Below are 22852 nucleotides of genomic sequence, written 5' to 3'. Positions count from 1 at the left end.
GAGCCGGCCGCGTCAGATCCCCTGCCAGCTCGGCTTGTTCGCGAAGGTGTAGCGGTAGTAGTCGGCGAGCTTCAGCCGGGACGCCGCGGCCTCGTCGACGACGACGGTCGCGTGCGGGTGCAGCTGGATCGCCGAACCCGGGAGGATGGCCGACAGCGGCCCCTCGACGGCATCCGCCACGGCCTGTGCCTTGCCCTCTCCGAAGGCGAGCAGCACGAGGTGCCGAGCGCGAAGGATCGTGCCGAGCCCCTGGGTGATGCAGTGCATGGGCACGTCGTCGATCGAGTCGAAGAAGCGGGCGTTGTCGTCGCGGGTCTGCTCGGTGAGGGTCTTCACGCGCGTGCGCGAGGCGAACGACGAGCCGGGTTCGTTGAAGCCGATGTGTCCGTCGGTGCCGATGCCGAGGATCTGCAGATCCACTCCTCCGGCCGCGTCGATCGCGGCCTCGTAGTCGTCACCTGCGTGCTGGATGGTGGCCTGTGCGCCGTTGGGCACATGGATCCGTCGCGGGTCGAGCCCGAGCGGCTCGACGACCTCGCGGGTGATGACCGAGCGGTAGCTCTCGGGATGAGCGGGGTCGATCCCGACGTACTCGTCCAGGGCGAAACCGCGCACCTGCGAGACGTCGCGACCCGCGAGCCTGTCTCGCAGTGCCTTGTAGACGGGGAGGGGTGTCGAACCGGTGGCGAGGCCGAGCACGGCGTCCGCACGTCCGTCGATCAGCTCGACGATCTCGGCGGCGACGAGCGCGCCTGCCGCTTCTGCGTTCTCGACGATGACGACTTCAGCCATGAGAAACGGTCTCCTTAGAGGGGGTGGTTGCGCCGACGACCGCGGCCCCGAAGGCCGCGGCGGGAGAGCCGGCAGGGAGCAGTTCGATCCTGTCGTCCAGGTGGAGCGAGCGCATGAAGGGCGAGGCCTCGGCATCGGACCGGAGAGCGTCGCGGATGCCCGTGTAGAGCCTGTCGCCGAGCGAAGTGAGGCCGCCGCCGATGATCACGCGTTCGACGTCGGCGGAGAGCACGAGCGCACGCACCGCCGCGGCCCCGCCGTGGAAGAGATCGGCGCGGAGCGCGAGCGCCCGTTCGTCACCGGTGTCGGCTGCGTCGAAGATGTCGCGCACCGGGAGCGCACCGGGACGATCCCAGGCTCGGGCGAGCGCGCCTCCGCCGCAGAAGGTCTCGATGCAGCCGCGCTGTCCACAGCCGCAGAGACGGCCGTTCGGGTCGACCGAGAGGTGCCCCACCTCGCCGGCCGTGCCTCGCGCGCCACGCCAGATCGTGCCGTCGACGACGATCCCGGCAGCGACCCCGGTGCCGAGATTGAGATAGGCCATCGACCCGTCGACGCCGCGCAGCACCGCAGCCCCGAGGGCGGCCGCTTTCACGTCGTTCTCCACGCGGACGGGGATACCCAGCTGTCGACCGGCGCGCCCGGCGAGATCCAGGGACTCGACGCCGAGATTCACGGCATGGAGCACCCGACCGGTGTCGGCGTCGACCAGCCCGGGGATCCCGACGCCCACCGATCTGACCGACGAGCGAGCGAATCCTCCCTCGTCGGCGAGCGCATCGACCGTCTCGAGGATGCTGACGACGACTGCCTCCTCACCCCAGCCGGTGGGTCGGCGCAGGCGCGCCAGAATGTCTCCGTCCGCGGATACCGCGACGGCATCGATCTTGGTTCCGCCGACGTCCAGGCCCACTCGTATGGGCCGACCGGACAGGTCGACGGCGAGCGCATCCGTCATCGGATGGTGCCCCTGCTCGTCTTCGGCTCGGGGACGCGGTCGCTCCCGCAGGCACGGATCACGAGACGCCCAGCTGGCTGGACAGCACCATCACGGCGGCACCGCGCAGGACGATGTCGTCCTGGTGGGTGCGGCGGATGAGCGCGTCCTCGAAGACGCCCTCGAGCGTGCGCGCGTGCAGGGTCTCGACCGCGGCGTCGATCAGCACGCCGTCGAGCAGATCCTCGGGACCCGAGAGCACGACCTCGGACAGATCGAGTGCCGCGACGATCGGGGCGATCGCGATGCCCATGCGGGTTCCCGCATCGCGGAGGATCTCGTCGCGCGATCCGGGGGCGTCTGCGATGGCGGGACGCAGCCGCGTCTCACTCAGCCACGCTTCGAGGCAGCCGTCTTTGCCGCACGCGCAGCGGGGTCCACCGTCGGTGCCCACGACGACGTGGCCGATCTCGCCCGCTGCGAAGCGACTGCCGAGCAGCGGCTGGCTGCCGGTGATGACGCCGGCTCCGACTCCGCGACCGATCTTGATGAGCATGAAGTCGGCCTTCGCCTCGCCGAACGTGTACTCGGCGAGCACCGCGGCGTTGGCGTCGTTGCGCACGAGGACCGGCAGATCGAGATCGACGCCCAGCTTCGCCTCGAGAGGGAGATTGCTCCACCCGAGGTTGGGCGAGCTGAGCACGACGCCGTCAGGACGCACGACACCGGGGCTGCCGATCCCGACGCCGAGGATGGGCTGCGTGGCCGTCTCGGCGAGCGCTCGGGCCAGCTCCAGCGTGGCGGCGTAGGCGGCGTCGCCGTCTGCGCTCTCGGGTCGCGGCACCTCACGGCGCTCGAGCACGTCGCCGTCGAGGCTGAGCAGAGCGCCGACGAAGGCATGGGGGCCGGAGAGATCGATCCCGATGATCTGGTGCCCGACTCGGTCGATGTCGATGAGGATCGGAGGCTTGCCCGGTCCGACCGTCTCGCGCACTCCCATCTCGACGACGATGCCGTCGGAGATGAACTCCGCGACGAGGTCGGAGATGGTGACCCGAGTGAGGCCGGTCTCGCGAGAGAGGTCCGCTCGACTCATCGCTCCCGAGTGATAGAGCGTCTGCAGCACGAGCGCGCGGTTGTGACCGCGAGCGTGTTCCGGGAGCACCTTCGAGCGAGAGCGCAGGTGGCGCCCCGGGCCGAAGGCGTGCGCGCTCGCGGCGACGTAATCTGGCGACGTCGAAGGACGCGATCCATCCGATACGGACATGTTTGTTAGTAGACCTTACGAACATAAATTTCGCAACCCCTGCCACAGTTAGCACAGGGAGGGTTACGGAAACGTTACATTATGCCGAGAGTACTCCGGCGGCGGTGCCCGACGAGTCCGCCAGGCCTTCGACGAGGCCCGCGACTATCGCCTGCCGCGCCTCGCGTGTCAGAGGCTTCCCCGGCACTCCAGGACGCCTCTGCGCGGGCGTCGGACCGTCGAGAGGACGATACCGCACACCGGACTCGGCGAGGCGTCTGAGATGGACGGGAAGACGTCGCGCGAACCCCTCATACGAGGGTGGTTCGCCGCCGTCCCACAGCCGTTCGGCGATCGCTGCGAGACGAGGGAACATCGCGAAGTCGACCCGATCTCTCGTCGGGAGGTGCTCGGTCCACACGTTGGCCTGTCCGCCGACCGCGCCGTCCTCGATGCGCAGCGTGTAGGCCTGCTCGATCGGCAGCGGCGGGCCGACCCGGATCGGCTCCTCCGCCGACTCCGACTGGGGGTAGTCGAGATACACCTCGAGGTCGGGGCACGCGATCACGGGGATGCCGCGCCTCAGCGCCTCGCGCATCGCGACGGGACCCCGCCACGCGAGGATCCGCACACCCTCGGGGACATCGCCCTCGAGCACCTCGTCCCATGCCAGGGCGATGCGCCCACGGCTGCGGAGGTGGGCGACGAAGTGATCGGTGAACCAGGGCTGCACGTCGTGGGGAGTCGCGAGACCGAGCTCGCCCATCCGCTCGCGCGCAGCGGCGCTCTGCGCCCACTCGGTGACCGGCACCTCGTCGCCGCCGATGCCGATCCACGGAGAGTCGAAGAGGTCGCACAGGGCGTCGATCGCCGCACGCCCGAACGCGAGGGCGTCATCCGTCGGCGCGAGGGTGCGAGGGTTCACGCCGAAGCGCGACCACGGCGCGACAGCTCGCTCGCTCGCATCCGTGTTGCCGAGCGCGGGGTACGCGGCGAGCGCCGCCTGGATGTGCCCGGGCAGTTCGACTTCCGGCACGACCGCCACGAATCGCTCCGCGGCGTAGGCGACCAGGTCGCGCAGCTCCGCATCCGTGTAATGACCCTCGTGCAGCCCCGGCACCACTGTGGCGTGCGGCCCGTGGCCCCGCTGTGTCTCCTCGCGGCGCGCGCCCACCTCTGTGAGCAGCGGATAACCCGGCACCTCGAAGCGCCAGCCCTGATCGTCGGTGAGGTGGAGGTGCAGCACCGTGAGATGGTGGTCGGCCATCAGATCGACGAGTCGCTTCAGGTCCTCGACCGGGCGGAAGTGCCGCGCGACATCGAGCATGACCCCCCGCCACGTGTGAGCCGGAGCAGACTGCCATGTTCCTGCGGGGATCCGAGCGCGATCGGAGCCGGGCTCGCGCAGCTGCCGGAGCAGCGTGACGCCCCGGAACACGCCCGCCGCACTCGCCCCCGCGACGTCGATTCCGTCGGCGGTCACCGTCACGCGGAATGCCTCGGCGCCGACACGCGCTCGGGCGAACGGCTCCCCCGCGAGAGACTCGTCGATCCTCAGCGTGATCGCGGGTGCCGCCTTCGCGGTTTCGAGATGCTCGCCGAGACGGGATGCGCTCGCGACGAGGGCTTCCGGAGCCGACACCGAGGTGTGAACCGTCCACTTGAACGGCTCGGCAGCGGGATCGATCACCGACGGGATGTTCGGGACCGGGGCACGATGCGCGGCGGGCGTCATTCGCAGCGCTCGACCCGGTGTCGCGCCGCACGCGTGTCCCGCCAGCACCACCGGCACACCGCCGACGAGCACCTCGTCGACGCCGATCGGCGCCTCGTGGGGAGCATCGAAGGTCGCCCCCGCCGTGATGGTCTCGGGATCGAACAGCACGAGGTCGGCCGTGGCTCCCTCGCGGATCACACCCCGCGGCGCGTCACCCCGGTCAAGGCCCAGCCGCATCGCCGGCGTCCCGGACAGGTGCTGCACAGCCTGTTCGAGGGAGAGCACCCCGAGTTCTCGCACGTAGTGCCCGAGGTAGCGCGGGAAGGTCCCTCGGCCCCGCGGATGCGGCCTCGCGCCGATCAGGATCCCGTCGCTGCCGCCGCTGTGCCGCGGGTGCCGCATGATCGTGCGGACGTTCTCCTCGTCGCCGATGTGCATCAGGATGCCGGTGGCCCCCGCATCCTCGAGGATCGTGTCCAGCACCACGTCGACCGAGCGCCTGCCGGACGACTCGGCGATCTCCGCGACGGTCCGTCCGACGAGGTCCGCGAGTTCGGGCGACGAGGTGCCGGAGATCTGGATGGCCGACCAGTCGGCACGCTCCCCGTGGAAACCGTCGCAGCCGATCTCCTCGAGCTCGACGCGGACGGTCTCGCGTCCGCTCTCATCGAGCGCAGCGAGGGTCGCGAGCAGGTCGCCGCTCTCGGCCAGTCGGCTCGGAAGCAGCGCCGCGAGCGTGGTGGCACCGGGAAGATAAGGGTAGGTGTCGAGGGTCACGTCGACGCCGTCGTCGAGGGCCTCATCGACCAGAGCGAGCAGCTCTGCCGCACGCCCGCGGTTCGGAGCGAAGTTCATGGTCGCATGCGTGAGATGGATCGGGCACCCGGTGCGACGGCCGATGTCGAGCGCCTCCCGATAGGCGTCCAGGGCTCCCCCGCCGTAGCTTCGGGTGTGGGGCGCCCAGTAGCCGCCGCGTTCGGCGACGACTCGGCAGAGCGCTTCCAGCTCCGCCGTGTCGGCGTACATCCCCGGGGTGTAGGTCAATCCGCTCGACATGCCGAACGCGCCTGCGTCGAGCGCCGCGCCGAGGATGCCGGACATCGCTGCGATCTCCGCAGGTGTGGCCGCCCGGTTCTCGTGACCGACCACCATCATGCGCAGATTGCCCTGCGGCACCAGGACCGCGGCGTTGCCCACCGCGGCCGAGTCGATCGCAGCGAGCAGGTCATCCATCGAACGCCAGGGGACGGCGGGCGGCATGCCGTTCCAGCCCGCGATCTGAGCCGGGATCACCGCAGCCGTCGCGTCGTCCAGCGGGGCATAGCCGAGCCCGTCCTGGCCGAGCACCTCCGTCGTGACGCCCTGGAGGATCTTCGCGTCGTGGGCTGCTCCCTGCAGCACGGCCAGCTCGCTGTGCGCGTGCATGTCGATGAACCCGGGAGCCAGCACCCGCCCCGCCCCCGCGACCTCCACCGCATCCGCCGGCAGTTCCAGGACCCTCTCATCTCCGTCGCGGATCACCGCGACGATGCGGGCTCCTTCGACCGCGACGTCGGCCGCGAACCTCTCGGCTCCGGTGCCGTCGACCACGGTGACGCCTCGGTACACCCGCACGGGCTTCTCGGTGCTCAGAAGCATGTCGCGACCGCTCCGATCACCCGGGGGTCCGCCGCATCCGGGTCATCGATGACCGCCACCACGCGCCATTTGTCGAAAGCCGTGCAGGGATGCGACAGCCCGAGACGCACCACGTCGCCGACGGAGACATCTGCCCCGTCTGCAAGAGCGAGGAAGGCGTGCTGGTCGTTCAGGGCCGTGATCCGCCCCTCGACCGATTGCGGGACCGGCAGGTCGAGGTCGAACGGCACATCTCGACGGCCCGCGTCCAGCAGTGCGAGTCCCTCTTCGGGCTGCGAGACGACGCGCGACCACGCGTGCATGGCGGATCGCAGCGGCGCCGTCGATGTCAGGGCGCCGAACGGCGACATGCGCGAGTAGAAGCCGTCATCGTGGATCTGGAACGCACCCGACCGCAGCACGATGTCGGCATCCGCTCCGTGAGGGGCCAGGATCGCCGCTGCCCGGTCGGGGAAGGCGCTGCCTCCTGCGCTGAGCACGGGCCGAACGCCGGGCGGATACTCGAGGCGACGGTGCAGGTCGACGAGTGTGGACAGATAGGCGTCGACGGCGGCGACAGACGCCTCCGACCGGTCGGGACCGAACGGTCCTTCGTAGCCGGCTACTCCGGCGAGCCGCAGACCGGGGGCCGCGACGATCGCCTGGGAGATGCGCTCCCCCGCTTCCACGCTGCGTGCGCCCGTGCGCCCGCCCCGGCCACCGAGTTCGACGAGCACGTCGAGAGGACGCTCGGCGTCGTGAAGCGCGTCGGCGAGGATGCCGACGGTCTCGACGGAGTCCGCCCAGCAGAGGATCCGGAGATCGCCCGCCGCAGCGAGCAGAGCGCCGAGGTGGTGCGCGGCGCCACGATCCGTGACGGCGTTCGCGATGAGCACGGTGGAGACCCCTGCCTCCACCGCGACTTCGGCCTGCCACGGCGTCGCGACGGAGATCCCCCATGCGCCGGCATCGAGCAGCCGCTGCCAGAGCGCCGGTGCCATCGTCGTCTTGCCGTGCGGTGCGAGGACGACTCCCTGTTCCGCCGCCCAGGCGAAGACGGTCGATTCGTTGTGGGAGAGCGCCGCCTCGTGGACCGTCAGCACCGGCGTCACGAGATCGGACAGGTGCAGGCCCGCGTCGGGTACCTCCGACAGCCGCAGCCCCCCGGAACGCGGAGGGAAACCCTTCGCCCAGGTGCCGAGTACAGGATCCGGGATTTGTAGAGGCATCTAACAAGGCTACTAGGCTGGTCGCATGACCGCGAAGATCCGAGTGTCGACCGACGCCGCCCCCGCTCCCGCTCACACCTTCTCGCAGGGGATCCGAAAGGGCCCGATCGTGCAGGTCTCCGGGCAGGGCCCTGTCGACCCCCAGACGAGCGAATACCTCTTCCCCGGCGATGTCGCGGCTCAGACCACGCGCACGCTCGAGAACGTCAAGGCGATCGTCGAGGCATCCGGCGCGACATTCGACGATGTCGTGATGCTGCGCGTCTACCTGACCAAGCGCGAGGACTTCGCGATCATGAACGACGCGTATGGCGCGTTCGTGACAGCGCACACCACCAGCGGGGTCCTGCCTTCGCGCACGACCGTCTTCACGGGCCTCCCCCGCGAGGAGATGCTGGTCGAGATCGACGGCCTCGCCGTCATCAGCGACTGACGCATCGGGAATTTCCGCGGTCCACGGACCGTTGCCTCCTCGTTATCAGCGATCGCGTAGCATATCGCTAAGGACACGTGAGAAACCGGGGGGTGAGTTCGTGACCGATCTGATCTCAGCGCAGGATGCGAAGACCGAGAAGCTGACCGAGGCGACCGCCTCCGGCGACCAGCCGAATCCTGTCGCGCCCGCCGACTCCGGCGACGCACCCACCGACTCCCAGCCGCCGCGCAGCGGCGACCAGGAACTCGCCTGGGCGCCGATCGAACCGGCTCCGAAGAAGAAGCGCCTCGGCCTGTGGATCGGCCTCGGCGTGGGCGCGCTGGCCCTGGGCACGGCCGCCGCCTCGATGATCCTGATCGCGCCGGGCACCACGGTCGCCGGGATTCCCGTCGGCTGGCTCACGCCCGGTGCCGCGGCCGACACGATCCAGGCCCACGTCGCCGATGCAGAGGTCACTCTGACCGGAGCAGGCGGCGACACCGTGCTGACGGGAGCGGATCTCGGCGCCGAGATCGACGCGACCGCACTCGCGGACGCCGCTTTCGCGGAGCGTCCGTTCTGGAACGTGACCGCCTGGATGGGTGAACCCGTCGCCGGCGAGATCACTCTCGATCCCGCGACGGCCGAGGCCGCGTTGCGTGAGGCCGTGCCGTCGAGTTTCGAAGACGCGGTCGATGCCGGCGTCGTCTTCGACGCCGCAGGCGGTGGCTACGCGATCACCCCCTCAGCCACCGGGACGGCCGTCGACCTCGACGGTCTCACCGCCGCCATCGTCGACACGATCGCGGACGGTGGCACGAGCCTCGAGTTCTCCGGCGACCCGGCCGAAGCCGCGCCGGCGATCACTGATGAAGACGCCACGGCTTTCGCGACCTCACTGAACACGATGCTCGGCTCGATCGGCTTCTACATCGGCGAAGAGCGCACGGTGCCCGTCGACGCGGCGACCGCCTCGACCTGGATCTCCGTCGTCGACGACGGTGGCGAGCTCAGCGTGGTCGCCGACGAGGCTTCGATCCAGGCGACGATCGACGCCCTCCCGGCAGCCGTCGACCGGGCCCCGGTCAACGCGACGAACATCGTCGATTCGGCCGGCAAGATCCTCCGCACCGAGGCCGAGGGAGTGAGCGGTCGCGCGATCGGCGACACCTCTGCCCTCGCATCAGACGTCGCGACGAAGCTCGAGGCCGGCGAGGGCATCTTCGCCATCGAGGTCACCGAGACGCCGTTCGAGTCCGTCAACCTCGTGCGCAAGATCGATGTCGACCTCGGGTCGCAGACCGCGACCCTCATCGAGAACGGCGCGGTCGTGCGCTCCTGGGCGATCTCCTCGGGCAAGAGCGCGACACCCACCGACACCGGCAACTTCCGTGTCTACGCGCACGTGCGCGAGCAGACCATGAAGAGCCGCGAGCCGGACGGCTCGATCACCGAGACGCCCAACGTCCCCTGGGTCACCTACTTCAACGGCGACGAGGGCTTCCACGGCACCTACTGGCACAACGACTTCGGCAATCCCCGCAGCCACGGTTGCGTGAACATGCCGATCGATGTCGCCCGGTACGTCTACGAATGGTCGCCCGTGGGCCTCGAGGTCGCGGTCCACTACTGATCCCCGCTCTCACCGAGCAGATCCCCCGCACGCGACGCGTCGTCGATTCCGCGGAGGGATCACGCGAAGAAGGGGCCGGATGCTCTCGCATCCGTCCCCTTCTTCTGTGATCTGCGTCAGCTCAGCGCGTCGACGATGCCGTTCAGCGTGGTGGACGGGCGCATGACTGCGGTGACGAGCGCGTCGTCGGGGCGGTAGTACCCGCCGATCTCGACGGGCTTGCCCTGCACGGCGTTGAGCTCGGAGACGATCTTCTCCTCGTTCTCGGCGAGCGTGGCGGCGATCGGTGCGAAGGACGCGGCGAGCTCGGCATCCTTCGTCTGCTTCGCCAGCTCCTGCGCCCAGTACAGACCCAGGTAGAAGTGGCTGCCGCGGTTGTCGATCGTGCCGAGAGCGCGGCCCGGGGAGCGGTCCTCTTCGAGGAACGTTCCGGTCGCCGCATCGAGGGTCTCCGCGAGGACCCGGGCCTTCTCGTTCCCGGTGCGGTCGGCGAAGTGCTCGAGCGACGCGGCCAGCGCGAAGAACTCGCCCAGCGAGTCCCACCGCAGGTAGTTCTCCTCGACGAGCTGCTGCACGTGCTTGGGGGCCGATCCGCCGGCGCCCGTCTCGAAGAGGCCACCGCCGGCGAGCAGCGGGACGATCGACAGCATCTTCGCGCTGGTGCCGACCTCGAGGATCGGGAACAGGTCGGTCAGGTAGTCGCGCAGCACGTTGCCCGTCACCGAGATGGTGTCGAGGCCGTGGCGCATCCGCGCCAGCGTGTAGCGAGTGGCTTCCTCGGGAGCGAGGATCGTGATCGTGAGGCCCTTGGTGTCGAGCGTCGCGAGACCCTGGTGCACCTTGGCGATGATCTGCGCGTCGTGCGAGCGGTTGGCATCGAGCCAGAACACCGCGGGCACGCCCGTGGCGCGAGCGCGGGAGACGGCGAGCTTGACCCAGTCCATCACCGGGATGTGCTTCGTCTGCGTCGCACGCCAGATGTCACCCGCGCCGACCTCGTGCTCGATCAGCACGGTGCCCTCGCTGTCGAGCACCTGAACAGTGCCTGCGGCGGCGATCTCGAACGTCTTGTCGTGGCTGCCGTACTCCTCAGCCGCCTGGGCCATGAGGCCCACGTTCGGCACGGTGCCGATCGTGGCGGGGTCGAGCGGGCCGTTGGCGATCACATCGTCGATGACCGCCTGATAGACGCTCGCATACGAGGAGTCCGGGATCACCGCGAGCGTGTCGGCCTCGCCGCCGTCCTTGCCCCACAGCTTGCCGCCGTTGCGGACGAGCGCGGGCATGGAGGCGTCGACGATGACGTCGCTCGGGACATGCAGGTTCGTGGTCCCCTTGTCGGAGTTCACGTACGAGAGACGCGGCCCCTCGGCGATGGCCCTGTCGAACGCTGCGGCGATCTCGTCGCCGTCGGCGATGTCGCCGAGGCCCGAGAGGATCGAGCCGAGACCGTCGTTGGGGTTGAGTCCCGCGGCGGCCAGCTTGTCGCCGTACTGCGCGAACACGTCCTTGAAGAACACCCTCACGACGTGACCGAAGATGATCGGGTCGCTGACCTTCATCATGGTGGCCTTGAGGTGCACCGAGTAGAGGACGTCGTCGTTCTTCGCCGTCTCGAGCGTCTCGGCGAGGAAGGCGTCGAGGTGCGCGGCCGAGAGGAACGTCGCGTCGATGATCTCGCGCGGAAGGACCTTCAGCCCCTCCTTGAGGATCGTGACGGTGCCGTCTGCGGCGGTGTGGCGGAAGCTGAGGACGTCGTCATGGGCGGCGACCCAGGAGCGCTCGTTGTGCTTGAAGTCGTCGTGACCGAGCGTCGCGACGCGGGTCTTCGATCCCTCGGCGAACGGCTTGTTGCGGTGCGGGTGCTTCTTCGCGTAGTTCTTCACGGCCAGAGGTGCCCGACGGTCGCTGTTCCCCTCGCGGAGCACGGGGTTCACCGCTGAGCCCTTGATGCGGTCGTAGCGGGCGCGGACGTCCTTCTCCTCGAGAGAGGTCGGCTCGTCCGGGAAGTCGGGGATGTCGTAGCCCTGGGCCTGCAGCTCGGCGATCGCGCCCTTGAGCTGCGGGATCGAGGCCGAGATGTTCGGCAGCTTGATGATGTTCGCCTCGGGGAGCGTGGCGAGGCCACCGAGCTCGGCGAGGGAATCACCGACCTGCTGCTCCGGGGTGAGCTTCTGCGGGAATGCCGCGAGGATGCGTCCGCCGAGCGAGATGTCGCGGGTCTCGACCTCGATGCCCGCCTGCCCCGTGTAGGCCTTGATGATCGGCAGGAAGGAAGCGGTGGCGAGAGCCGGAGCCTCGTCCGTGTAGGTGTAGATGATGGCGTCGTCGGTCACCAGGAGGTTCTCCGTTCGCGAGGGCATATTTGTCTCGATACCAAGATACCTGAGCCGCTCCCGACGCACGTTCGCCCCGAGGCGGGGTGGACATCGACTTCCGGCATCCCGCAGAGCTGCACCCCTGACGAAAGTCGAGGTTTCTGCGCGGCGACCCGATGAGGGGCTAGCCTGTGATCATGTCCGAACTGCGCATGGTCGAACTCTCCGCTGCGACGATCGTCGCCGTGAACAACATGTCGCTCAAGCCCGGACAGGAGCAGTTCCTCGCTCCGGTGTCCTATGGCATCGCCGCGACCGTCATCAACCCCCAGACCTCCTGGCAGCGAGTCGTCCTCGACGACGACCAGGTCGTCGGTTTCGTCAGTGCGAACTTCGACGCCGACGCCCCGGAAGAGCACTTCCGCTCCGTGCTGTGGCGCATCAACGTCGACGCCGACGACCAGGGCAAGGGCGTGGGTCGCTTCGCGGTCGAGCAGCTCATCGAAGAGGCGCGAGTCCGCGGATTCGACCACATCAACGTCATCTACGAGGCCGGAGAAGACGGCCCCGAGGCGTTCTTCCTGCGTGTCGGCTTCACCCCTGTCGGCGAGACCGAGTACTCCGAGGTCATCGCTCAGATCCGCATCCCTTCGTAGACCGGCGGCGGGGTCTCGAATCCCCTCCCCCATCGAGGCCCCGTCGCCCTGTCCGGTGAATCGATGGGACCGCTCCCGCGCTCTCCGCGATCGATTTGTTGCGAGTGACCACAAAAAGGTTGCGCGCAGCGTTGAACCGTGCCTATCATCGCTGTCAGAGGCGGTAGCGAAGCGCTTCGACGATGTGACCGAAACGCGACGATGGAGTCCTGATGACGACGATCCACGAGGTGGCAGAAGCCGCCGGAGTGTCGATCAGCACGGTCTCCTACGCTCTGAGCGGCAAGCGCCCCGTCTCCGAGAAGACGCGACGCCGCATCGAGGACGCGGTGCACACGCTCGGTTACGAACCCGACGCCGGAGCACGGATGCTCGCCGGGCGCCGCACTCAGATCTTCGGGCTCACCGAGCCCCTCCGCGCCGACACGCACGCCCCGACCCACATGGCGTTCGTGCTCGCGACCGCGGTCGCCGCGCGGCGCCGCGGTTACGACATCCTCCTCCTGACCGACGAGCAGGCGTCGGAGGGCATGAACCGCGTCGCCGCGAGCAATCTGGTCGACGCCATCCTCGTGCTCGACGTCGCCCCCGACGATGAGCGCGCGGACATCGCCCGCTCCCTGCGCTCCCCCACCGTGTTCATCGGCATCCCTGACGACGCCCGGGATCTGACCTGTGTCGACCTCGACTTCGAGGCGACGGGGCATCTCGCGGTGGATCGACTGGCCGATGCCGGACATACGTCGGTCACGCTGTTCGGCCAGACCGAGGTCTCCTACCGGAAGTCGAACTTCCCTCGTCGCCTGCTCCTCGGCGTGCAGGAGCGAGCGGCCGAGCGGGGCGTCGACCTCGACTGGGTGACGACGGGCGTCACGACCACCGATGCCTCCTCCGTGCGCGCGGCCGCAGAGCTGGCGCTGGAGCGCGGCGTCCGCGCCTTCATCGTCCACGCCGTCGGCGACGTCCACGATGTCCTCCTCGAGACGATCTCGGCCCAGGGGCTGACGGTGGGAGAAGACGTCTCCGTCATCTCGGCGGCCGCATCGTTCGACACGTCTGCGCTCGTCGTCCCGATCGACACGATCCCGCTCGTGCCGCAGAGGTCATGCGAGCTCGCCGTCGACCTCGCGGTGCGACGCCTGGAGGAACCGGGCCTGCCCGCGCAGATCCACCTGATCCCACCCGAATACCAGTCCGCCGGCTCCGTCGCTCCCGCCCGGGAGTGACGGGCGTCGACCACGCAGCCGCATCGCGATCATCGAAGCGCTTCGACGATCGCCTCATCACAACTGAACACCCGACCCACTGAAGTGTCCGGCCCCAGGGCCACCGAGAAAGGAGTGCCGACGATGGCACGCACCACCCGCAGGACGAAGACGTTGGCGGCTCTCGCCGCTCTCACCGCGACAGGCATCGCCCTGAGCGGATGCACCGCCGGTTCCGGCGACGAGGGGGGCGGCGGCGACACCCTCAAGCTCTGGCACTACGAGGGCGCCGACAGCGCGATGGGCAAGGCGTGGGCCGAGGCGATCGCGATCTTCGAGGAGGAGACCGGCGCGAAGGTCGAGTTCGAGGAGAAGTCCTTCGAACAGATCCAGAAGACCGCCAGCCAGGTGCTCGACACGGACGCCGCCCCCGACCTCATGGAGTTCAACAAGGGCAACGCGACGGCCGGCTTCCTCGCCTCCACCGGCCTGATCGCCGACATCTCCGACGCCGTCGAGGAGTACGGGTGGGACGAGAAGCTCGCACCCTCTCTCCAGACCACCGCGAAGTACTCCGAAGACGGTGTGATGGGCGGTGACACGTGGTTCGGCGTCCCGAACTACGGCGAGTTCGTCGGCGTCTACTACAACCAGGACGCGTTCGCCGCGGCAGGGCTCGAGATCCCCACCACCTACGAGGAGTTCGTCGACGTGCTCGACGCGTTCGTCGCACAGGGAGTCACCCCTCTCGCCGAGGCCGGTGCGGAGTACCCGCTCGGACAGCTGTGGTATCAGCTCGCGCTGCTCGAAGGAGACCGCGACTTCGTCGACTCCTATCAGCTCTACGACGGAGAGGTCGATTGGCAGGGCCCGGAGGTCACCGCCGCCTCCGAGACGCTCCAGGAATACGTCGACAAGGGCTACATCGCCTCGGACGTCTCATCGGTCAAGGCCGAGGACGCCGGTGTCTCGTTCATCAACGGCACCTCGCCGATCTTCGTCTCGGGCTCCTGGTGGTTCGGACGCTTCGTCTCGGAGGCCACCGGCTTCGATTGGACGATGACGGCGTTCCCTGGAGCGGATCTCTCGCTCGGCTCGTCCGGCAACCTGTGGGTCGTCCCCGAGAACGCCGCGAACAAGGAGCTCGCGTACGAGTTCATCGACATCACGATGCGGCCGGAGATCCAGGCGATCATCGGCAACAACGGCGGCCTCCCCGTCGCGGCAGACACCGCTGACATCACCGATGAGAAGAGCGCGGCCCTGATCGAGACGTTCAACGGCGTGCTCGACGCCGACGGACTCTCGTTCTACCCCGACTGGCCCGCCCCCGGCTTCTACGACGTGATCGTCCAGGAGCTCCAGGGTCTGATCACCGGCACGCAGGACGCCGAGACGACCAACACCAACCTCGGCGAGCAGTACGACGAGGGCACGTCCGAATTCCGTTGATCCACTCGCGGGGGCGGCGACCGCACGTCGCCGCCCCCGCATCCTCCTGGAGATGAACATGTCACTCGTCACCCGCCGCGAGGGCCGCACGAAGCTGCCGCCCGAAGAGCCGTCGATCCCGCAGCGCAGCGGTGGGACCGGCGCCTACTGGATGTACCTGCTCCCGGGCTTCGTCCTGCTCCTCGTCGTCGTCATCGTCCCGCTGATCTGGAACGTGTATCTGACCTTCACGAAGTGGAAGGGCGTCCGCACACCGGAGTTCATCGGTCTCGAGAACTGGCAGAAGATCCTCACCGACAGCGACTTCTGGACCTCATTCACGAACTCGGTGTGGATGATCATCGCCATGGTCGTGGTGCCCACGATCGTCGGTCTCATCGTCGCCGCCCTTCTCTTCGACGTCGTCGGACGCAAGTTCGGCGGCAAGGTGGGCAGCTTCCTGCGGGCGACGTACTACCTCCCCCAGATCCTCCCGATCGCCGTCGCCGGCATCGTGATCGGCTGGATCGTCCGGCCGGGTGGCGACGGCGCGCTGAACCAGATCCTCGGATGGTTCGGCATCCCCGCCTACGACTGGCTCGGCCAGATGCCCTCGGCCCTCATCGTGCTGATGGTCGTCATGGTGTGGGTGCAGCTCGGCTACCCCGTGGTCGTCTTCATGGCGGCGCTGCAGCGCGTCGACCCTGAGCTCTACGAAGCCGCCGAACTCGACGGGGCGAACTGGTTCCAGCGATTCTCGGCGATCACGATGAGCATCATCCGCCCGGAGATCTTCGTCGTCACTCTGACCTGCACGATCGCGGCACTCAAGGTCTTCGGCCCCGTCTACATCATCACCCGCGGCGGCCCCGCAGGCGCCACCCTGGTGCCCGCGTACTACGCCTACCAGGAGTTCTTCACGAAGCGGAACGTCGGCTACGGCGCGACCATCGCCACCGTGCTGACCATCGTCGTGGTGATCGTGTCGATCATCTTCATCCGCGTGCAGAACTCGCTCGAGCGCAAGGAAAGGGCGGGTCTCTGATGCACGCCACCACCGCCATCGTCACCGGCAAGCCGGCCACCAGCCGTCCGCGCGGCGGCATGACCAAGAAGCGTCCGATCGACTGGCTCATGCTCGCCCTCGTCGTGATCGGTGCGCTGCTGATCATCGCGCCGTTCTACCTCGTGCTGGTCAACTCGTTCAAGTCGCCGGTCGACTACGCGACGTCGGGTCCGCTGGCGTTCCCCGAGACCCTCGACTTCGGCGGGATCATCAAGTTCTGGGAGAGGGTGAACTTCCCCGAGAAGGTCTGGAACTCGCTCTTCATCGCTGGCGTGGTCTCCGTCCTCGCCGTGGTCATCTCGATGCTCAACGCCTTCGCGATCGGCATCGGGCGAGTCCGCGGACGCAGCTGGATCGTGCTGCTCTTCCTGCTCGCGAACCTGCTGCCCCAGGAGGCCCTCCTCTACCCGCTCTACTACATGTTCAAGTCCGTCGGCCTGTACGACAACGTGTGGTCGGTGATCATCGTCTTCACCGTGATCCAGGCGGCGTTCGGCACGTATCTGCTGTCGTCGGTCTACGGGACGTTCCCGAAGGAGATCCTCGAGGCGGCGTCCCTCGACGGCGCGAGCCGCTGGCAGATCCTGTGGCGGGTCGTCTTCCCGATCAGCCGTCCGACCCTGTCGGTGCTGCTCATCTTCTTCTTCATCTGGACGTGGAACGAGTTCCTGATCCCGCTGACCTTCCTCGCGTCGAACGCCAACCAGACGGTCCCCGTGGCGATCAGCGTGCTGCAGGGCGACCGGCTCATGGACGTCACGACGACGAGCGCGTCAGCGCTGCTCGGCATCATCCCCACGCTCATCTTCTTCCTCATCTTCCAGCGCACCCTCACGCGCGGCATCACGGCAGGAGCAGTCAAGTAATGAAGTTCACCGACGGGTTCTGGCAACTGCGTCCAGGGGTCACCGCGCTGTACGCGCAGGAGGCCTATGACATCGCCGAGACCACCGACACCCCCGACGGGCGAGGGATCGTCATCACGGCGCCCACCATGGTGATCGCCAAGCGCGGCGACACCCTGAACCGTCCCGTGCTCACGACCACGCTCTCCTCTCCCGCCGAAGGGGTGGTGCGCGTGCGCATCGCGCACCACGAAGGCGGCCGCTGGCACGGCGGATTCGGCCTCCCCGGCGCAGGAGCGGGGGCCGCCGCCGTGTCCGTGAGCGAGGCGGGCGGCGTCCTGGATGCCGGTTCGCTCGTGGCGCGGATCACACACGGTGCGCCGTGGGGCCTGTCCTTCGAGGTCGACGGCAGGCGTGTGACCGGAAGCGGGCACAAGGCTCAGGGCTACGTCCGGCTCGCTCCGGACGCGCAGGTGGATGCCGGAATCGTCGACAACGCCCGCCAGGGCGGCTCGACCCCCAGCGGATCCGTCTTCGTGCACGAGCAGCTCGACCTGGGAGTGGGCGAGCTCATCTACGGCCTCGGCGAACGCTTCGGCCCGCTGGTGAAGAACGGTCAGTCGGTCGACATCTGGAACGCCGACGGCGGGACCTCGAGCGAGCAGGCGTACAAGAGCATCCCGTTCCATGTGTCGAACCGCGGGTACGGGGTTCTCGTGAACGATCCGGGTCACGTGTCGTACGAGATCGGCTCGGAATCCGTCGAGCGCGTGCAGTTCTCGGTCTCGGGAGAGGTGCTCGAGTACTTCCTCATCGCCGGTCCGACGCCGAAGGAGGTGCTCTCGCGCTACACCGCTCTCACCGGACGGCCGCCGGTGGTTCCCGCCTGGTCATACGGGCTCTGGCTGTCGACGAGCTTCACGACCGACTACGACGAGCAGACCGTCAACTCGTTCATCGACGAGATGGCGGCGCGGGAGCTGCCGGTGTCGGTGTTCCATTTCGACTGCTTCTGGATGCGGGAATTCAACTGGACCGACTTCGTCTGGGATTCGCGGGTGTTCCCCGATCCCGAGGGCATGCTGTCGCGACTGCACGACAAGGACCTGCGCGTCTGCGTCTGGATCAACCCCTACATCGCCCAGCGCTCCCCGCTGTTCCGCGAGGCCGCCGATCAGGGCTTCCTCGTGCAGCGCCCCGACGGATCGGTCTGGCAGTGGGACCTGTGGCAGGCGGGTATGGGTCTCGTGGACTTCACGAACCCCGAGGCCACCGCCTGGTACCAGTCGAAGCTCCGCGGGTTGATCGACCAGGGCGTGGACTGCTTCAAGACCGACTTCGGCGAGCGCATCCCGACCGAGGTCGTCTGGGCCGACGGCTCCGACCCCGAGCGCATGCACAACCTGTACACCGATCTCTACAATCGCGCGGTGCACGACGTGCTCGTCGACGCCCGCGGCGCGGATGACGCCGTGCTGTTCGCGCGCTCGGCCACGGCGGGCGGACAGAGCATGCCGGTGCACTGGGGCGGGGATTCCACCTCGACCTATGCGTCGATGGCCGAGACCCTGCGCGGAGGGCTGTCGCTGGCGCTCAGCGGCTTCGCCTTCTGGAGTCACGACATCGGGGGCTTCGAGGGCACTCCGGATGCCGGGGTCTTCAAACGCTGGACGGCGTTCGGCCTGCTCGGCTCGCACTCCCGCTTCCACGGCTCGAGCTCGTACCGGGTGCCGTGGGCCTTCGACGAGGAGGCCGTCGACGTGACGAGGCGCTTCACGCACCTCAAGATGCAGCTCATGCCCTACCTCTATCAGCAGGGCATCATCGCCTCGAGGACCGGGCTGCCGGTGATGCGTCCGATGCAGCTGGAGTTCCCGGACGACCCGGCCGTCGGCTACCTCGACCGGCAGTACATGCTGGGCTCTGACCTGCTCGTCGCGCCGGTCTTCTCGGAGGACGGAACGGTGGAGTTCTATCTCCCGGAGGGCGAGTGGACGTCGCTGCTGACGGGAGAGACGGTCGCGGGCGGCGGATGGCGCCGGGAGACCCATGCCTTCGATTCGCTGCCGCTGTACGTGCGCCCCGGCACCGCGCTCCCCTGGGGCGCTCGCACCGATCGGCCGGACTACGACTATCACGACGGCCTGCGACTGCGCGTGTTCCCCGGCGGATCGGGGTCGACGACGGTGACGGTCACGAGCCCCGACGGCCGTGAGAAGATCTACGAAACCGACCTGACGGAGGTGACCCGGTGACTCTCTCCCCCGCCGATGACTACCGCGGATCCGGACTCGTCCTCCCCGAGGGCTTCACGTTCGGATCGGCGACCGCCGCGTACCAGATCGAGGGTGCGGCAGACGAGGACGGCAGGACGCCGTCGATCTGGGACACGTTCAGCCGAACGCCGGGCAAGGTGTGGAACGGCGACACCGGCGATGTGGCCTGCGATCACTACCATCGCGTCGATGAGGACCTCGACCTGATGTCGGATCTCGGACTGCAGGCCTACCGATTCTCGATCGCCTGGCCGCGCATCGTCCCTGCGGCAGACGGACGAGTCAATCAGGCGGGCATCGACTTCTACTCGCGTCTCGTCGACGGACTCCTCGAGCGCGGCATCCGCCCCGTGGCGACCCTCTACCACTGGGATCTTCCGCAGTACCTCGAGGATGCGGGCGGGTGGACGTCTCGCGCCACGACCGATGCCTTCGAGCGATACGCGTCGATCGTGGGCGCAGCACTGGGCGACCGGGTACACACCTGGACCACGCTCAACGAGCCCTGGTGCTCCGCCTACTTGGGCTACGGTCAGGGCGGTCACGCGCCGGGTCGGCACGAGCCCGCCTCCGCGCTGTCGGCCGTGCACCACCTGAACCTTGCGCACGGGCGCGCCATCCAGGCGCTCCGGGCGACGTCGACCGGTGACCCGGACTACTCGGTGACGTTGAACTTCCATGTCCTGCGCGGCGTCGGCGACGGCGCTGACGAGGCCATGCGCCGGATCGACGGTCTCGCGAATCGCGCCTTCACCCACCCGATGCTGCGCGGCGAGTACCCCGCAGACCTCCTCGACGACACGGCATCGGTCACCGACTGGTCGTTCGTGCAGGATGGCGACCTCGCCACGATCAACCAGCCGATCGACGTCCTCGGGGTCAACTACTACTCGACGGCGACCGTCCGCCTGTGGGACGGGGTGTCGGAGAAGCAGCAGAACGACGGGCACAAGGGCACGGCCGGAGGCACGGCGTGGCCGGGCAGCGATCAGCTGGTCGAGTTCGTCGAGCAGCCGGGGCCGTACACGGCGATGGGATGGAACATCGCGCCCGAGGGACTGGAGGAGCTGCTCGTCTCGCTGTCGGAGCAGTTCCCGTCGCAGCCGCTCATGGTCACCGAGAACGGGGCGGCGTTCGACGACGAGGTGGCTGAGGACGGCTCCGTCCCCGATCCCGAGCGCACCGACTACCTGCGCAGGCACTTCACGGCCGCTCATCGTGCGATCCAGCGCGGTGTCGACCTGCGCGGCTACTTCGTGTGGTCGCTCCTCGACAACTTCGAGTGGGGCTACGGCTATGCCAAGAGATTCGGCATCGTGCGCGTGGACTTCGACTCGCTCGAACGCACCGTCAAGGACTCGGGGCACTGGTATCGACAGCTGATCGCCTCACGGACGATCGGCGCCTGAGGCACCGCACTCACGTGAGCATCGAGCGCCGTCTTCGCCCTGCGGAGGCGGCGCTCAGCGCTTGTCCGGGCGTTTGCGTTCGTTCCACGCGGCGAACGCCGATGCGGCGGCACCGGCGGCACGGTCGATCGCCTCGGCCGACCGACTGATCACATCCTGCGCGGCATCCTGCCAGGTGGACGATGCCGAGGACGCCTCTCCCGCGTGCACCCGAGCGGCGTGCTCGGCCGCTTCGAAGGCCCGCTCGAGATCGGCGACGGCGTCGCGGTACGCGGCGAAGTCCGCCGCGCTGACCCTTCCGGTGGCGGCGCGGCGCATCTCGACCGCGTGCGCTGCCGCGCGCAGATACGCCGCAGTCGTCGGCTGTCGGACGTCGGTCATCTCCGGGTAGGCGATCTGCAGCCCCGGATCGGTCTCGTAGCTCATCCAGCGCACGACGATCGCCTCGTGCTGCGCCTGAAGCCTCTCCAGGGGGCGTGGTGCGGATGCCGGCGGGATCGCCGCACGGGCGGCGTTCAGGCGCACCTGCTTGGCGCGGACGTCGGCGGACGCGGCTTTGGCGTCGTTCTCCTTCGCCCGCAGCATCCGCTTGGCACCCGCGACCTGCTCCGGGGTCGCACGCCGCGCGCTGCGTTCGGCCGAGATGCGGGCGACGTCGGCGCGCGCCAGCTTGACGGCCATCCGCCTCTCGACCGCCGTCTGCCTGGCGGCTTTGAGATCATGCCGAGCCGCGTCGTACTCGAGTCGGCGTCCGCTCTTGATGCTGCGGCGACGCAGCCCGACCGCGCCGGCTGCGACACCCCCGGCTGCGGCGGGCGCGATCCACCACAACTCGACGGCGAGCAGCAGCGGATCCATACCTCGATGGTACCCAGAGCCAAGGCTCGTGTCCCTTCCCCCCTCTCCCCCTTTCCCCTCCTCCTGTCCTCCTCCCCCCCTCCCCCCTCCCCTCCTCCCCTCCCCTCTCCCCCTCCTCCCTCGTGTCTCCCTCCCCACATCTGCGGCTTTGGTCACCTTCTGCGGCCAGGGCCGAAGCTCACGGCCGCAGAAGCTCACCCGAGCCGCCGAAGTGGAGGGCGTGACTGCCCCTCCACATCCCGCTTCGGCAGTCGGTTCTCCTCAGGATGCGGGTAGCCGGCTTTCGAGGAGGTGGGCGGGGCGGCATCCTGAGGCGATGGACCTGAGGGAATGGCTCACTGCGCGAGGCGGCATCGCCCACCGATCGGACGCTGCCGAACACGGCTTCGCCCCGAGACAGGTTCGTGGGGCGATCCGCTCCGGAGCAGTGCGCCGCCTGCGCGCTCAGTGGGTGGCCCTGGCATCGGCGCCCGACGACCTGGTGGCGGCTGCCGCGGCATCCGCGCGGCTGACCTGCGTGTCGCTCGCACGTCGTCGCGGGTGGTGGGTGCCGGATCGAGCGCCGGGCGGTCTGCACCTGCAGGTCGGGCCCAATGCGCACCGCCACCGAGATGACGCGACCCTGCATTGGGGCGCGCCGCTCGTCGACTGCGGCCCGCGGCGACTCACGGCGTCCGTCGAAGACGCTTTGGCGCACATCGCCGGCTGCTGCCTCCACGAGGACGCACGGGTGATCTGGGAGTCGGCCGTCCGCATCGAGCGGCTCGACGTCGAAGCTCTTCGACTGGTGGAATGGCGTGAGCCGCGGTCGCGCGCACTGGCCGAGGAGGTCATCGGACTGTCGGACTCCGGCCTGGAGACGATGGTGGTCGTACGGCTCAGTGGTTGGGGTGTGCCCCTGCGCCAGCAGGTCCGGCTCGCGGGTCGCCGGGTCGACATCGTGATCGGCTCACACCTGGTCGTGCAGATCGACGGATACGCACATCACTCCTCGTCGGCGCAGCGGGGATCCGATGTCGCCCATGATGCCGAGCTGCGCCTGCGCGGGTACACCGTGTTGCGCCTGTCCTATGCGCAGATCGTGCACGGGTGGGAAGACGTCGAGCGCACTCTGCAGGCCGCGATCGCGCGGGGGTTGCATCTTCCACCCCGTCGGCGCCGATGATGGCCAACGGTTCGTGCGGCCACAGTGAACTTCTGCG

17 protein-coding genes are annotated in these 22852 nt (G+C 68.5%); 10 read left to right on the top strand and 7 right to left on the bottom strand.

Annotation, left to right across the window (positions count from 1 at the left end):
- Positions 1 to 12: 12 nt before the first annotated feature.
- From nagB to AB0P11_RS11165, 5 genes are all read right to left on the bottom strand, one after another.
- Positions 13 to 792, bottom strand: a complete 780-nt coding sequence (nagB, locus tag AB0P11_RS11185) for a glucosamine-6-phosphate deaminase (RefSeq protein WP_363521983.1) — start codon at positions 790 to 792, stop codon at positions 13 to 15.
- Positions 785 to 1750, bottom strand: coding sequence for an ROK family protein (locus tag AB0P11_RS11180; protein ID WP_171821895.1), 966 nt, complete (start codon positions 1748 to 1750; stop codon positions 785 to 787). The genes nagB and AB0P11_RS11180 overlap by 8 nt, the downstream gene beginning before the upstream one ends.
- 58 nt (positions 1751 to 1808) lie before the next feature.
- Entirely contained in the window at positions 1809 to 2996 is a 1188-nt protein-coding gene (locus tag AB0P11_RS11175; protein WP_056277392.1) for an ROK family transcriptional regulator, read from the bottom strand.
- Positions 2997 to 3075: 79 nt separating this feature from the next.
- Positions 3076 to 6330, bottom strand: coding sequence for a family 20 glycosylhydrolase (locus tag AB0P11_RS11170; RefSeq protein WP_363521981.1), 3255 nt, complete (start codon positions 6328 to 6330; stop codon positions 3076 to 3078).
- On the bottom strand, positions 6321 to 7538 hold the full coding sequence (locus AB0P11_RS11165; RefSeq protein ID WP_363521979.1) for an alanine racemase: 1218 nt from the start codon (positions 7536 to 7538) through the stop codon (positions 6321 to 6323). Before AB0P11_RS11165 ends, AB0P11_RS11170 begins: the two co-directional genes overlap by 10 nt.
- Before the next feature lie 25 nt (positions 7539 to 7563).
- On the opposite strand from AB0P11_RS11165, the gene AB0P11_RS11160 reads away from it, so the two are divergent.
- Both AB0P11_RS11160 and AB0P11_RS11155 read left to right on the top strand, forming a co-directional pair.
- Positions 7564 to 7971 carry a RidA family protein gene (locus tag AB0P11_RS11160; protein WP_053095391.1) on the top strand — a complete coding sequence of 136 codons (408 nt, stop codon included), beginning with the start codon at positions 7564 to 7566 and terminating at the stop codon, positions 7969 to 7971.
- Between the two features lie 100 nt (positions 7972 to 8071).
- On the top strand, positions 8072 to 9586 hold the full coding sequence (locus AB0P11_RS11155) for a L,D-transpeptidase family protein (protein ID WP_363521977.1): 1515 nt from the start codon (positions 8072 to 8074) through the stop codon (positions 9584 to 9586).
- 116 nt (positions 9587 to 9702) lie between these two features.
- Here the strand turns inward: AB0P11_RS11155 and AB0P11_RS11150 are convergent, their stop codons facing one another.
- Positions 9703 to 11922: an NADP-dependent isocitrate dehydrogenase gene (locus AB0P11_RS11150; RefSeq protein ID WP_056277754.1), complete on the bottom strand. Its 2220-nt coding sequence runs from the start codon at positions 11920 to 11922 to the stop codon at positions 9703 to 9705.
- Between the two features lie 179 nt (positions 11923 to 12101).
- On the opposite strand from AB0P11_RS11150, the gene AB0P11_RS11145 reads away from it, so the two are divergent.
- The 7 genes from AB0P11_RS11145 (at position 12102) to AB0P11_RS11115 (ending at position 20792) form a co-directional block, all read left to right on the top strand.
- Positions 12102 to 12560 (top strand): GNAT family N-acetyltransferase, encoded by a 459-nt coding sequence (locus AB0P11_RS11145; RefSeq protein WP_056277753.1) that lies wholly within the window; start codon positions 12102 to 12104, stop codon positions 12558 to 12560.
- A gap of 212 nt (positions 12561 to 12772) precedes the next feature.
- The gene (locus AB0P11_RS11140) at positions 12773 to 13786 is read left to right on the top strand and encodes a LacI family DNA-binding transcriptional regulator (protein WP_285364863.1); all 1014 of its coding nucleotides are present in this window, start codon (positions 12773 to 12775) and stop codon (positions 13784 to 13786) included.
- 123 nt (positions 13787 to 13909) lie between these two features.
- Positions 13910 to 15217: an extracellular solute-binding protein gene (locus AB0P11_RS11135; RefSeq protein WP_363521974.1), complete on the top strand. Its 1308-nt coding sequence runs from the start codon at positions 13910 to 13912 to the stop codon at positions 15215 to 15217.
- A 58-nt stretch (positions 15218 to 15275) separates the two neighbouring features.
- A complete protein-coding gene (locus tag AB0P11_RS11130; RefSeq protein WP_157538122.1) occupies positions 15276 to 16241 on the top strand; it encodes a sugar ABC transporter permease in 966 nt (321 codons plus the stop codon).
- Positions 16241 to 17128, top strand: coding sequence for a carbohydrate ABC transporter permease (locus AB0P11_RS11125; RefSeq protein WP_198032385.1), 888 nt, complete (start codon positions 16241 to 16243; stop codon positions 17126 to 17128). The genes AB0P11_RS11130 and AB0P11_RS11125 overlap by 1 nt, the downstream gene beginning before the upstream one ends.
- The gene (yicI, locus tag AB0P11_RS11120) at positions 17128 to 19362 is read left to right on the top strand and encodes an alpha-xylosidase (RefSeq protein ID WP_363521972.1); all 2235 of its coding nucleotides are present in this window, start codon (positions 17128 to 17130) and stop codon (positions 19360 to 19362) included. Before AB0P11_RS11125 ends, yicI begins: the two co-directional genes overlap by 1 nt.
- A complete protein-coding gene (locus tag AB0P11_RS11115; RefSeq protein WP_363521970.1) occupies positions 19359 to 20792 on the top strand; it encodes a GH1 family beta-glucosidase in 1434 nt (477 codons plus the stop codon). The genes yicI and AB0P11_RS11115 overlap by 4 nt, the downstream gene beginning before the upstream one ends.
- Before the next feature lie 54 nt (positions 20793 to 20846).
- Here AB0P11_RS11115 and AB0P11_RS11110 read toward each other — a convergent pair whose 3' ends face one another.
- Positions 20847 to 21650, bottom strand: a complete 804-nt coding sequence (locus tag AB0P11_RS11110; protein WP_363521968.1) for a hypothetical protein — start codon at positions 21648 to 21650, stop codon at positions 20847 to 20849.
- A gap of 316 nt (positions 21651 to 21966) precedes the next feature.
- On the opposite strand from AB0P11_RS11110, the gene AB0P11_RS11105 reads away from it, so the two are divergent.
- The gene (locus AB0P11_RS11105) at positions 21967 to 22815 is read left to right on the top strand and encodes a DUF559 domain-containing protein (protein ID WP_187250097.1); all 849 of its coding nucleotides are present in this window, start codon (positions 21967 to 21969) and stop codon (positions 22813 to 22815) included.
- Positions 22816 to 22852 lie beyond the last annotated feature (37 nt).

The sequence above is a fragment of the Microbacterium sp. NPDC079176 genome, assembly GCF_040686675.1.
GTDB lineage: Bacteria > Actinomycetota > Actinomycetes > Actinomycetales > Microbacteriaceae > Microbacterium.
The sequence above is the reverse complement of the archived record's forward strand: the minus strand, read 5'-3'. Positions and strand labels throughout refer to the sequence as shown.